Source organism: Streptomyces sp. NBC_01571, assembly GCF_026339875.1.
Taxonomy (GTDB): Bacteria; Actinomycetota; Actinomycetes; order Streptomycetales; family Streptomycetaceae; genus Streptomyces.
This window is the reverse complement of sequence record NZ_JAPEPZ010000001.1, coordinates 3,431,184-3,443,681: the sequence shown is the minus strand read 5'-3', so window position 1 is coordinate 3,443,681 and position 12,498 is coordinate 3,431,184. Positions and strand designations below refer to the sequence as shown.

Annotated in this window: 11 protein-coding genes and 1 pseudogene; 2 read left to right on the top strand and 10 right to left on the bottom strand. The window is 72.0% G+C overall.

Annotation, left to right across the window (positions count from 1 at the left end):
• Positions 1-8 precede the first annotated feature (8 nt).
• From OHB41_RS15520 to OHB41_RS15505, 4 genes are all read right to left on the bottom strand, one after another.
• A complete protein-coding gene (locus tag OHB41_RS15520; protein ID WP_266698732.1) occupies positions 9-1,067 on the bottom strand; it encodes a PDR/VanB family oxidoreductase in 1,059 nt (352 codons plus the stop codon).
• Positions 1,064-1,975: a metal-dependent hydrolase gene (locus OHB41_RS15515; RefSeq protein ID WP_266698731.1), complete on the bottom strand. Its 912-nt coding sequence runs from the start codon at positions 1,973-1,975 to the stop codon at positions 1,064-1,066. The genes OHB41_RS15520 and OHB41_RS15515 overlap by 4 nt, the downstream gene beginning before the upstream one ends.
• Before the next feature lie 103 nt (positions 1,976-2,078).
• Positions 2,079-3,995 carry a hypothetical protein gene (locus OHB41_RS15510; RefSeq protein ID WP_266698730.1) on the bottom strand — a complete coding sequence of 639 codons (1,917 nt, stop codon included), beginning with the start codon at positions 3,993-3,995 and terminating at the stop codon, positions 2,079-2,081.
• Positions 3,996-4,044: 49 nt separating this feature from the next.
• Positions 4,045-4,554, bottom strand: a complete 510-nt coding sequence (locus OHB41_RS15505) for a tetratricopeptide repeat protein (RefSeq protein ID WP_266698729.1) — start codon at positions 4,552-4,554, stop codon at positions 4,045-4,047.
• 148 nt (positions 4,555-4,702) lie between these two features.
• Between OHB41_RS15505 and OHB41_RS15500 the strand changes: the two genes are divergently transcribed.
• On the top strand, positions 4,703-5,167 hold the full coding sequence (locus tag OHB41_RS15500; RefSeq protein WP_266698728.1) for a hypothetical protein: 465 nt from the start codon (positions 4,703-4,705) through the stop codon (positions 5,165-5,167).
• Positions 5,168-5,267: 100 nt separating this feature from the next.
• Here the strand turns inward: OHB41_RS15500 and OHB41_RS15495 are convergent, their stop codons facing one another.
• The 6 genes and pseudogenes from OHB41_RS15495 to OHB41_RS15470 form a co-directional block, all read right to left on the bottom strand.
• Complete coding sequence (locus tag OHB41_RS15495) at positions 5,268-6,803, bottom strand: DUF1996 domain-containing protein (RefSeq protein WP_266698726.1); 1,536 nt, start codon at positions 6,801-6,803, stop codon at positions 5,268-5,270.
• Between the two features lie 222 nt (positions 6,804-7,025).
• A pseudogene (locus OHB41_RS15490) lies at positions 7,026-7,510 on the bottom strand (LuxR C-terminal-related transcriptional regulator); the annotation flags it as partial.
• Between the two features lie 120 nt (positions 7,511-7,630).
• Positions 7,631-8,635, bottom strand: coding sequence for an NAD-dependent epimerase/dehydratase family protein (locus OHB41_RS15485; RefSeq protein ID WP_266698724.1), 1,005 nt, complete (start codon positions 8,633-8,635; stop codon positions 7,631-7,633).
• A gap of 93 nt (positions 8,636-8,728) precedes the next feature.
• The gene (locus tag OHB41_RS15480) at positions 8,729-9,316 is read right to left on the bottom strand and encodes a winged helix-turn-helix domain-containing protein (protein ID WP_266698723.1); all 588 of its coding nucleotides are present in this window, start codon (positions 9,314-9,316) and stop codon (positions 8,729-8,731) included.
• 382 nt (positions 9,317-9,698) lie between these two features.
• Positions 9,699-10,736 carry a glutamine synthetase gene (gene glnII / locus OHB41_RS15475; protein ID WP_266698722.1) on the bottom strand — a complete coding sequence of 346 codons (1,038 nt, stop codon included), beginning with the start codon at positions 10,734-10,736 and terminating at the stop codon, positions 9,699-9,701.
• Positions 10,737-11,042: 306 nt separating this feature from the next.
• The gene (locus OHB41_RS15470; RefSeq protein ID WP_266705882.1) at positions 11,043-11,471 is read right to left on the bottom strand and encodes a MarR family transcriptional regulator; all 429 of its coding nucleotides are present in this window, start codon (positions 11,469-11,471) and stop codon (positions 11,043-11,045) included.
• A gap of 173 nt (positions 11,472-11,644) precedes the next feature.
• Here OHB41_RS15470 and OHB41_RS15465 point away from each other — a divergent pair, with 173 nt between their 5' ends.
• The gene (locus OHB41_RS15465; protein ID WP_266698720.1) at positions 11,645-12,493 is read left to right on the top strand and encodes an alpha/beta fold hydrolase; all 849 of its coding nucleotides are present in this window, start codon (positions 11,645-11,647) and stop codon (positions 12,491-12,493) included.
• The last annotated feature ends 5 nt before the right edge of the window (positions 12,494-12,498 follow it).

Here is a 12,498-nt window from a genome sequence, read left to right as displayed (position 1 = left end):
AGGGGCGTTCACATGTCCAGCACCAGGCGGTCGCCGCGTGCCCGCGACACACAGATCAGCATCGAGTCGCCACGCTCCGTGTCCGTGAGAAGTTCGTCCCGGTGGTCGATCTCGCCCTCCAGGACGCGTTGTTGGCAGGTTCCGCAGAATCCCTGCTCACAGGAGTAGAGGGTGCCGGGCAGTTCGGCCCGTACGGCGGCGAGCAGTGTGGAGTCGGCCGGCACGGTCACGGTCCGTGCGCTGCGGCGCAGTTCGACCTCGAAGGCGGTGTCGCCGTCACCCGCGGCCGCGGCGCGCGGAGTGAAGCGCTCCAGGTGCAGTGCGGCCCCCTGCGGCAGCCGCTCCCCGACGGCCGCCATCAGACCCTCCGGCCCGCAGCAGTGGACGGCCGTCCCCTCGGGCAGGCCGGCCAACAGCGTGTCGAGGTCCGGCCGCCCGTCCATGTCCTCGGCCACGACGGTGACCCGCGCCGGGTCCAGCTTCTCGATCTCCTCCAGGAACGGCATCGACGCCCGGGTGCGCCCGCCGTACAGCAGCCGCCAGTCCGCGCGGCCCTGGACCGCCCGCAGCATCGGCAGGAGGGGCGTGATCCCGATGCCGCCCGCGACGAAGACGTACCCGGGCGCCTGGGCCAGCGGGAAACGGTTGCGCGGTCCGCGCACCTCGACCGTCATGCCCTCCCGCAGCCGTTCGTGGACCTCGCGCGAGCCGCCCCGCCCGTCCTCGACCAGCCGTGCCGCGACGGTGTACGACGAGGTGTCCGCGGGGTCGCCGCACAGCGAGTACTGCCGTACGAGTCCGGACGGCAGCACCAGGTCGAGGTGGGCGCCGGGTTCCCAGCGCGGCAGACCGGGCCCCTCCAGGCGCAGTCGTACGACACCGTCGGCGATCCGCTCGTGTCCGGTGACCGTCAGCCGCAGGGCCCGGGAGCGCGGGCGGCCGGAGACCGGTTCCTCCAGGGCGGGCAGCGGCCACAGCGGCGAGGCCCCGATCCGGCGGCGCAGTGCGCGCCGGACGAGCAGGGCCGTACCCGCGACGGCCGCGAGGGTCCGCAGCCGGGGTGTCACGCGCGCTCCTCGGCCGTGGCCGCGGCTCGCGCGGCGGGGGAGGTGGCCAGATAGGCGACGGCCTGCGCGGTGGACCCCTCCTGGGAGGGGTGGTAGGAGTGGCTGAGGTAGCGCGGGATGGACTTGAGCATGTCCCCGGTCGACGGCAGCACGCCCTGCTGTCCGCTCAGGTAGAAGCCCTTGAAGCTCGCCCGGGCCGCCGTCAGGGTCGGGTCGTTCTCCATGAAGAAGCGCGCCCCGCGCTGCCACAGGAAGACGAGCGCGGTGAAGGCGGTGGCACAGGTCCGCGCGCGCCGCCGGTAGCCCCCGTCGACGTGCATGAACAGGTCGAAGGCGACCGAGCGGTGCTCGACCTCCTCCGCGCCGTGCCAGCGCAGCAGGTCCAGCATGGGCGGATCGGCGCCGCGCCGGTCCAACTCCTCGGCGTTCAGGACCCAGTCGCCGAGGAAGGCGGTGTAGTGCTCGATGGCGGCGATGATCGCGACCCGCTCCATCAGCCACCAGCTGCGGGCCCGGCCCGGGGGAAGGGTGCGGTCGCCGAGCAGCTTCTCGAAGAGCCAGTCGACCTGCGCGGTGTAGGGCGTGGGGTCGAGCCCGAGCTCCCTGAGGTGGGGGAGGACCTCGTCGTGGGCCTGCGAGTGCATCGCCTCCTGCCCGATGAACCCGATCACGTCCTCGCGCAGCCGCTCGTCCCTGATGTGGGGCAGCACCTGCCGGTAGACGTGGACGAACCACCGTTCACCGGCGGGCAGCAGCAGGTGCAGCACGTTGATCGTGTGGGTGGCGAACGGGTCTCCCGGCACCCAGTGCAGGGGTGTGTCCTCCCAGGAGAACGACACCTTCCGCGCCTTGAGCGTTGTCCGCTCCGATGCGACCGGCCGGGGCGGTCGGGCGTGCGTGTGAGACATGGCGTCAATGTACTGACGAGTAGGGCGGGGGGAGAACCCCTGTGCGCCCACTTGTTGACACGAACGTCAACTAGCTTCGCGGCCCTGGGACCGGACCGCGGCCCTAGCGCAGCCCGGTGACCGACCTGCCGTCCGTCAGGTTCCCCCGCAGTTCCGCCTGGGCCCCCTGCTCGGTCCGCACGGCGAGCAGGGGACCCCGCGCGGATCCGGTCACCCCACCGGTCGCGGTGACCGACGTGGTGCCCTTGCTGCCGGCCGCGAGCAGATACCAGGCGCCCGCTCCCGACTTCCACAGCACACCCGCCAGCACATGGGGGTCGCGCGCGCCGCACGCGGGGGAGTTCTCGGCCTTCGCCGCGACCGCCCCGTACGTACCGCCCGGGGTGTGGAACTGGGCCAGGACGCGGGTGCCGTCACCCCGCCAGGTGTCGGCCCGCGTGCACACCCACGCGGCCTCCCCGCTCGCGTCCGGCAGCGGCTGGCGCGCGAACTGCCACGCGTTCACGGACCGCACGCCCTCGGAGCGCACGGCGGACAGCGAGCAGGCGAACGGGGCCCAGTTCCGCAGCGCCGCCGCACCGGTGGCCTCGTGGGGCGCCGAGGGCGAACCGGAGGTGAGATGGGCCGGCGTCAGCTCGCCCAGGTCGGTCGTCAACCGGGTGCCGGCGGCGTCGGTCAGCTGCAGCGCGTTCCACGACGTGCACGTGCCCGTCCGGGCGGGACCCGCCAGCGGGGAGGTGGCACCGTCGGCCGACAGGGTGAGGGCCGTCGGGTCCGCGGCCGGTTTCATCAGGTCGCGCTCGGCGGCCCCGGTCACCCAGGGAGCGGTCAGATAGCGGACGTTGCCGTCGGCACGGTCCAGGACGACCGCGCTCGCCTCGGCCCCCCGCGCGCCGTCGACCCGCGCGAAGTCGAGGGCCGCCCCGCCGGTGCCGTCGCGCGGCTCGGCGTAGCGGGCGATGCGCAGTCCGTCGTAGAACAGCACCACGCGGGCCTGGTCCACGTCACCGGCGTACAGCAGCTGGGGCGGTCCCGGCGGGGCACCCGCCGGGGTGCCCGGGGTCGCCGAGACCTGCACGGACTCGCCCGGGCGGGCCCAGACGGCGAGGGCGCGGCGCAGCAGCGCACTGTCTGCGGCGAGGTTTCCGCGCGCGGGCCACACGGAGAGGTCCGTGCGCGCGGACGTCCGCCAGGCCGCCGGGGAGACCCGGGTCACTTTTCCGGGATCCAGCGCGGCCACGGCGGCCGGGTTCTGCGCGTACGAGGGGGCCGCGGCGCCCTCGGGGCCCCAGCCGTCGCCGGGCAGGGCGAGCAGCGCACCGCAGACGGCGACCGCCGCACCGGCGGCGAGCGCGGCCCTCATGTGCTGCCTGCGCCGCATCAGGTCGGTGGGCCGGGCGTGCAGCGCGCAGGGGTCGAACTCGGGTGAGTGGAGCAGCGGGTCGCGGGCCTCGACCCGGTCGGCCTCCGCGAGCGCCGCACGCGGATCGCCGACTCCCGCCGCCGCGAGCACGCTGCGCACGTCGGCGTCGGCCAGTTTCTCCAGCCCGCGCAGCACATACGCGGCGCGGGCCGCGCCGGACAGCGCGGACAGCCGCTGGTCCAGGGCGAGTTCGTCGGCACCGCCCGAGCGGGGGAACAGCCTCAGGCCCCACACGTGGGGCAGCAGCGGCGGCAGCTGGGACCGCTTGGGCCACGCGGTGCGCCGCAGCGGCAGGCCGGCCTCCAGTGCCGTACGCACGACCGTGAGGCGTACGAAGGCGTAGGCCGGGTCGCCGTCGCGGCCGGTGGCCTGGGCCGGGATCACGGACGACGGCGTGCGGCGCCGGGGCAGCGCTCGCTGGGTGAGGGCGTGCGCGGTCAGCACCCGCCGGTTGCGGCCGAGGCTCGGCGGCAGCACCAGATAGGCGAGCCGGACGAGCCGCGGGTAGTGCTCGACGAGCGCGGCCTCGGCCTGGGCGACGTCGACGACCGGTCCTGAGGAGGCTGTGGGGCGCGGGGCTACATCCTGTGACTGCACGTTCAGCAGAACGAGCGAATCGGTGGATGGTCACCTCCGCCCGGCGGACTCAGCCCTCGGGCTCGACGAGCAGCCGCGCGTAGTTGGCCATCGACCGCTGGTAGCGGGGCAGATGGGGCGCGAGGGCGCCGATCACCAGCGCCAGGCCCTCGCGTTCACGACCCAGGTCGGCGAGGCACAGCGCGAGGCAGGCGCGTACGGCGTCGTCCAACTCGTCCGACGGGGCGACGAGTTCGGGGGTGAGAAGCTTGACGCCCTCCTCGGCCTGCCCGATGTTCCGCAACGAGCTCGCGAGTTGGATCCTGGCGCGGCGCCCGCGGTAGCCGTCGAGCCCCCGCGACAGCGCCTCCCGGTACAGCGGCACGGCCCGGTCCGAGTGGCCCGTCGAGTCCCAGGCGCAGGCCCGCTCGAACAGGCCGAGCGGACTGTCCGCCGGCAGCTCGGCGACCAGCGCGTCGATCACCGCCCGGAAATCAGCCGCGTCCGCTTCCTCGTAGTCGTCGAAAGCGGCCCAGGCCGCCGCCGTACGCTTTTCCCAGTCTTCGTTCACGGGGCACACTTTCGCATACGTGTGCTGGCGACGGCATCGGCTTTCCCGCACCCCGCGGGGGGCCGATTGAGCGCTGAGCGCCTCGGAGCCGTATCGAAGGCCAGGGCCCTCGCCGGGGCTCTCCATGGCGCGGGCGCCGACGGTACCGGAGGAACGTATGAGGTTGACACGCGAAAAACTCGCCGCGGGAGCCGCCGTGGCGCTGTTGGCTCTGACCGGCTGCGGCGGCTCGGACGACGGCGGGACCAAGGGCGGCACGGCGGACGGGGTGCCGGCCACGGCGACCGGCAGCCTGGAGGATCTGGCGGCCGAGGTGAAGTGCAAGCCGAGCATGCAGACGGACGCCGACGAGATCCGGCAGGCCATCTGCAAGAACACCGACGGCAAGTTCGTGCTCGCGACCTTCGCCACCGACCGCGGCCAGCGCGAGTGGATCAACGGAGCGAAGGACTACGGCGGGTTCTACCTCGTGGGCGCCAAGTGGGTCGCCGTCGCCGACCAGAAGGTGGTCACGGCGCTGCGCGGCCGGCTCGGCGGGACCCTGGAGGAGGGGACCTCGCACCACTCGGGGGGCAGTGGTGGTGGGGGAACCGAGGTCTCGCACTCCGGTCACGGCGGCTGACCGCGCAGGTTCTTGGGGCAGGGCGAAGGCCGGCGGCGGGAACTCCCACCGCCGGCCTTCCTGCTGCCGTGCTAGCGACCCCTCACCTCAGGGAAGGCGGTCACCTGCAGCTCTTGCCGGTGTTGATGCAGTTGACCATCTTGTTCATCGCGTCCGTGCTGAACACGTTGATGAAGTCGTCGTGGTCGGTCGCCGGCTTGTGCAGCTGCTCCGGGAAGCCGTCCACCGCGTAGGCGTTCTTGATCTGCCCGTTGCGGAGGGTCGGTGCCGGAATCGAGTACACCAGGCGCATCGTCAGCTGCGGGATCGCCTTGAAGCCGTTCGCGCAGTTGCCCTGGGCATCGGCGAAGGCCACGTGCGTACGGTGGTTCGCGCTGTCGATGTTCACGCCGTCCCAGCAGCTCTGGAACGCGAAGGTGCGCACCACCTGGCTGCCCCGGGGGCAGATCGGGTACTGCTGGGTCAGCTGCACCTTGTTCTCGAAGCCGGTGCAGCTCCAGTGGGCGTTGGCGTTCGCGAGACCGTTGGTCGTGGTCTTCGCGTCACCGGTGATGATCCGCAGGAACTGCGGCATCGCGACGACCTTGCTCTTCGCGTTGCCGACGAACTTGATCTGCGCCTGCTTGGCCTGCAGGATCTGGCCGACGTTGCCTTCCTTGCCGCCACCGTCGTTGTTCTGGTCGAAGTCCTGCGTACCATTCTGGATACGCACGACCGGCCAGTAGTACGACGACTTGTCGCCCTGGTTCTGGCAGCTGGTCTGCGCGGCGGCGAACGTGTCGTTCGTCGCGAACGCGTCGTTCGACTGGTTGCCGACGTAGTCGTGCAGGTGGTGCGCGCCGTTGGTGACACCGGGAGCCACGATGACGTTGTCGGTGTTGAACTTCTTGTTCGCGTTCACACCGCAGACGGTGGTGAAGGTACCGGCCGAGCCGCCGGCCCGGGTCCGTGCCTTCGCGGCCACGTTCGGCCGGACCTTCGTGATGTCGACGAAGTCGGCGGCGACGGGTCCGTTGCCGGCCTGACCGCCGTTGCCCGCGGGGGCCGAGGCCGATGCCGAGGCGCTCGGGGCCGCCGTGGCCTGACCACCGTTGTTGTTCTGGCCCTGGCCGCTGTTGTTCTGACCCCACCCGTTGTTTTGGCCGCCGGCCGTGGTCTGGGCCTGGTCCGCGGTGGTCGCGGTGCAGGTGGCGAGACCGTCCAGCATGCCGGGGGCGGTGGCGCCCACCCGCTTGAAGTCGATCTTGATCCGGCCGATGACGGCGCCGCGCTTCTCCTTGAGCGGTCCGAGGATCGCGTTCTGGACGAAGTTCGCGTCCTTGGCCTGGGCCTGGCGGGTCGAGGCCAGCCGGGCGTACGCCTCGGTGATCTGCTTGTCGAGTGTCGCCAGCTCGGTGGCGACGGCAGAACGCGCGGCGTTCGGCACGTTGGTCAGCTTCTGACCGACGTCAGGACAGGTGATCGTGGCGACCTGGGTGGCGGCGGCCTTCGTGGTGTTCGGGCTCGAGTTGGTCTCGTGTGCCGAGGCGTAGAAATTCGCCCAGATCAATCCGCCCCCACCGATCGCGAGAGCCGCCGATGCGGCCACCGCGCGAACAGCCAGCGGCGAACGTCGTTTTCGTGTGTTGCGTCCCATGGAACTCCTCTGACTTCCTTGCGGGGCAGCGAGGCGCCCGACAGGAGTGAAGCGGCTCCCATCCATACGGAGGTGACGCGTGAGGCGTTCAGAAACCTCTGAAAATCTTAGAAGTTCGTGAGGCCATTTCCGGCACAATGGGCTCAGAAGCGCACGATTTTCGGGAAGTCGATCTCCGAAATCAGGTTTGAACAATATTCAGCATGTTCGGGGGCGGATTCTTCAGCGACCACCGCCGTGATCCGGATATGCCGGCACGGCGAGCACCCGCCGTTTGTCGTCGTCCGAGACCTCCGGCCCCGGCTTGGCGGAGGAGTTGGACGTGTGCTTGGCGATCGCCCGCTCCGTGACGACGAGTTGGGCCCCGATCGCCGCGTTCGAGCGCCCCTGCGGCATCAGTTCGAGCACCTCCCGCCCGCGTGGGGTGATCCGGCCCAGCGGCCGGTCGGCAACGGCGCGCCGCGCCGGCAACTCCTGGATGACATGCGGTCCATGGCGGTACCGCCCGCCGCGACCCGCCGCACCGCGTCGACGAACTGATCCGTGTCGAACACCCGGTCCTTGAGCAGATAGCCGACCCCGCCCGTACCGTCGGCGAGCAACTCCCGCTCGTACAACTGCTCCACGTGCCGCGACAGCACGAGCACCGGCAGTCCGGGCCGCTCCCGGCGGGCCTGGAGCGCGCACTGCAGTTCCTCGTCCGTGTGCTGAGATACATGACCCGGGCGCCGGCCTGCCGGCGCGGCGCGCACCCCCAGCCCGTCCGGCGATTGAGGACGAGGCCGTTCAGGCCGAACGGGGTCTGGGGGCGGAGCCCCCACGGCGGGTCACCGGCGGAGCAGTCGCGCCTCCGCCTCCGGGGGCAACCCGACCGGCGGCCGGTCCGGGCGCCCCGGCGCGGTACCGCCCACCGCCCGGAGCCACGCCCACGTGTCGGCGACCGTCTCCGACACATCCCGGCACCGAAGCCCGACCCCCACCGCCCGGGAGACATCCGCTCCGTACAGCGCGTCGTGCATGTCACTCCCCGGCGGGACCCACACCGGCAACTGCATCCACGGCTCGACCCCGGCGCCCAGCACCGCCTCCGGCTCGATCCACCGCAGCTCCGCCCCGCTCCGAGTCACCCGCACGCACGCGTCGAGGAGCTCCCCCATCGTCGTGTGACCCCCCGGACTCGTCAGGTTGTGCGGCCCGCTCGCTCCCCGCTCCACCGCCCCGAGGATCCACTCGGCGAGGTCACGGACATCGACGTACTGGAGGGGAAGCTCCCGGGGCCCGGGCGCCGGCACGGGCCCGCCCCGCGCGATCCGGTTCAGCCACCAGGGCAGGCGGCCGACGTTCTCGTGCGGCCCGAGGATCAGCCCGGACCGTACGAGCAGCGAACGCTCCGCGCCGAACGCCGAGACGGCGGCGAGCTCGCCGCCCAGCTTGTCCTGCGCGTAGTCGGTCTGCCCGGCGTCCTTCGACGCCCCGGTCACGAGCGGCGCGTCCTCGGTGTACCCGGCGGGCGGAGCCCAGGCGTAGACCGAGCAGCTCGACACGTAGACATGGCGCGCGGCCCGGTCCGCCAGCAGCCGCGCCGCGTCGAGGACGGCCCGCGGTGCCGCCGACCAGGTGTCGACGACGACGTCCCAGTCACCTTCGGCCGCGGCGCCGGCCAGCGCCGCGAGCCCGTCGGGAGCGGTGCGGTCACCGAGCAACGACCGTACTCCGGAGGGAGGTTCGTGCCGTCCCCGGTGGAAGACGGTCACCTCCCAGCCACGTCCCACCGCCGCGTCCGCGACGGCCCGCCCCGCGAACTCCGTACCACCCAGCACCAGAAGTCTCATGGGGACGACTCTGCACGGACGGCCCACCGGACGGAACGGGAATCTGCTGACAGAAGATCCGCCCGGGGGTGTCGCGAACGCGGGGCGGGCTGATCAGCGGCCGGTCGGGGGCGCGTACTTGTAGCCGACCCGACGTACCGTCTGGATCGTCTGCCGGTGCTGTGCCCCGAGCTTGCGCCGCAGCCGTGCGACATGCACGTCGACGGTCCGTCCGTCGCCCACGTGCCCGTAGCCCCACACGGTGGTGACCAACTGGTCCCGGGTGTGCACCCGGTGCGGGTGCGCGACGAGATGCGCGAGCAGCTCGAACTCCAGGTAGGTGAGGTCGAGCGTCCGCCCTTCGACCTCGGCGGTGCGCTGCACGGAGTCGATACGGACGAGCGGGTCGTCCCCGGCCGGGGCGGCCGTCCCCGCCGGGTCCGGGGCGACGGCGACCGGCAGCAGGGGCTGCTGGTCGGCCGGTACGAGGACCAGGTAGCCGATCATCGGCGGCCGGCCGGGCAGTACCGGCAGCGTGTGCTGGGGCGCGGGCAGCCAGGTGGCGCCCGGCGGCAGGAAGTCCGCCACGTTCACCACCTCGTCCCGGTCGACGGCTCGCAGCCGGTGCCGTCCGGCACCGGTCGCGGGCGAGGCCGGGGAAGGGGAGGTCGCGACGGAGGTGAAGGAACGTGTGTTCGCCATGAGAGGTCAGCTCTTTCGCGCGAGGAGTTCGTCGGGAGGGTCGACGACCGCGAGTTCGTGGTCGGGGCCGTCGAGGACGTACGTCGTGCGCGCTGGCCGAAGGCCGGGGGTGTACGGCTTTAGAGGGCCGGCGCGTTCGTCGCGCGGCAACACACCCGGTCGAAGTCGTGATGCTGACGGGAAGGCCAGAAGGGCTCCAGGTCGTGGCGACCCGTCGCGGTGCACTTCTGGTGGCTGGCCATGCCTCCATTGAAGCAGAAGCCGGGGCCGGGCAGGAGTCCCGGTTCAAAGGTCGGACACGCCCTTGATGCGGAAGAGGGCTCGCCACGCTGAAGGGGCGCCCACCGGCCTGGTGGGCGCCCCTTCGCGGGTACGGGGTGGATCAGACCTGACCGGCCTTGTCCAGGGCGGTGCAGCAGGTGTCGACGAGCAGACGCGTCACCACGTACGGGTCGACGTTGGCGTTCGGACGGCGGTCCTCGATGTACCCCTTGCCGTCCTTCTCGACCTGCCACGGGATACGGACGGAGGCGCCGCGGTCGGAGACGCCGTACGAGTACTCGTTCCACGGAGCGGTCTCGTGCAGACCGGTCAGGCGGTCGTCGATGCCGGCGCCGTAGTTCTTGACGTGGTCGAGCGGCTTCGAGCCCTCGCCGAGCGACTCGCACGCGGTGATGATCGCGGCATAGCCCTCAGGCCCTTCGCGCATCGCCCTGGTGGAGAAGTTGGTGTGCGCGCCCGCGCCGTTCCAGTCGCCCTTGACCGGCTTGGGGTCGAGGGTGGCGGAGACGGCGAAGTCCTCGGCGGTGCGGTACAGCAGCCAGCGGGCCACCCACAGCTGGTCGGAGACCTCCAGTGGGGCGAGCGGGCCGACCTGGAACTCCCACTGGCCGGGCATGACCTCGGCGTTGATGCCGGAGATGCCGAGGCCCGCCTTCAGGCAGTTCTCCAGGTGCGCCTCGACGATGTCACGGCCGAAGATCTCGTCGGCGCCGACACCGCAGTAGTAGCCGCCCTGCGGGGCGGGGAAGCCGCCGGCGGGGAAGCCGAGCGGGCGCTCCCCGTCGAAGAAGGTGTACTCCTGCTCGATGCCGAAGACCGGTTCCTGCGCGGCGAACCTCTCCGCGACCTCGGCCAGCGCGGCACGGGTGTTGGACTCGTGCGGCGTCATGTCGATGTTCAGGACCTCGCACATGACGAGGACGTGGTCCCCGCCGCGGATCGGGTCCGGATAGCTGGCGACCGGCTTGAGTACGCGGTCCGAGGCGTGGCCCTCGGCCTGGTTCGTGGAGGACCCGTCGAAGCCCCAGATCGGCAGCTCGGCACCCTTGGCGTCGTCCGCCAGAATCTTCGTCTTCGAACGGAGCTTGGCCGTCGGCTCGGTGCCGTCGATCCAGATGTACTCAGCCTTGAAGGTCACGGGCCACATCCTTCGGGGTGGGTCTCCAGGCGCGCCGCGGGTGCTGCGGCGCTGCGGCACCGGGGCGCCGCGTCATGCCCGGCAGCCTGTCAACAGGCGATTTCCCGATCATTGCCCGAGCGTGAACCCCGTGTTACCTGGCGACCCTGTGCTGCGCCTCACTCGCGGAGAGCGATTCGCGACCGTTATCAGGGGTCCGTTCGCGAAGGCCGTGAGGGCGGCGCGCCGCCCACCGCGATCCGCCCGGGGCGGCCGCGGCGGCTCGTATGCGATGGGTTTGCGGGCGCGCGGTCGGTGTGCCGGAGGCTATCCGGCGTCGGCCGCCACGTCCCGTACCCCCGTGAGGAAGCCGCGCACCGCGGCCAGTTCCCGCTCGTCGTACCCCCGCAGCAGCTCCACGGCCCGCCCGATCAGCGGACCGAAGTGGGCCTGCCCCCACTCGACCGTGCGCTCGTCCAGTTCGACGAGCACCTGCCGCCGGTCGCGCTCGGAGCGCACCCGCCGGACATGCCCGAGCCGTTCCAGCCGGTCCACCAGGGCGGTGGTCCCGGCCGAGTTGAGCCCGAGCAGACCGCCCAGGCGGCCCGCCGTCAGACCCGTACCGGAGCGGGAGGCGTCCATGAGGGAGATCAGCGCGCGCACATCCGTCGGGTGCATGCCGTTCTGGTTCGCGAAGCGGGCACTGTGCAGGCCGAGTTCGACGACAGTGGCCCGCAGGAGATGGACGATCTCCATCTCCCGCCCCGCTGCTCGTCCCGGCTCCGTCGCCGGTTCGCGATCCGGCGCGCGTGCCGGTTCCCGGTCCTTCATGTCCGCCTCCGCCAATTGCCTCGCTGGGCTATTATCTCGCCCATCGAGATAATCGGCGATCATAGCGGCCCCAGGACACCGGGCGGGGGAGTGGCGGAATGGACGTTCCGACGAAGGAGTTCCGGACGGCGTACGACCGGGTCATGGCCAAGTGGCCCGCGGACACCGTGTCGTGCGCGGTGCCCACCCCGTTCGGCGTCACCCAGGTCCACAGCTGCGGCCCGGGGGACGGGTCCCCGCTGCTTCTGCTGCCGGGCGGCGGCGCGACCTCGGCCTCCTGGTACGCCGGCGCCGCCGACCTCGCCCGCACCCACCGCGTCCACGCCGTCGACCTGATCGGCGACCCCGGTCTCAGCGTGCCGGACCCCGGCCGCCCGATCCGGACCGCCGGTGACGTGACCGCATGGCTGGACGCGCTGCTCGACGGCCTCGGTGTCGGCTCGGCCGCCGTGGCCGGTCATTCCTACGGCGGCTGGATCGCCCTGCGGTACGCGCTGCACGCACCCCATCGGGTACGGCGTCTCGCGCTCCTCGACCCGACGGGCTGCTTCGCGGGCTACCGGGCCGTGTACCTCCTGCGCGCGCTCCCGATGCTGCTGCGCCCGGCGGCACGTCGCACCCGCGCCTTTCTCGAGTGGGAGACGGGCGGCGTACCACTGGACCCCGACTGGCTCCGTCTCCAGGAGGCCGCGGCCGGATTTCCCACCGTCAGGCCGGTCACGGGCCCGCGTCCGGACGCCGCGGCGCTGCGTGTCCTGGAGGTGCCGGTCCTGCTGCTCGTGGCCGCGAACAGCAGGACTCATGACTCGCGCCGGGTGGCGGCACGGGCCGCCGCGGTGCTGCCGCACGTACGGACGGTCGTCCTCCCGGACGTCTCGCACCACGCGCTGCCGCACACCGCGTCGCCCGAACTCACCTTCCGGCTCGCGGAGTTCCTCGGTCGTTAGGCGTC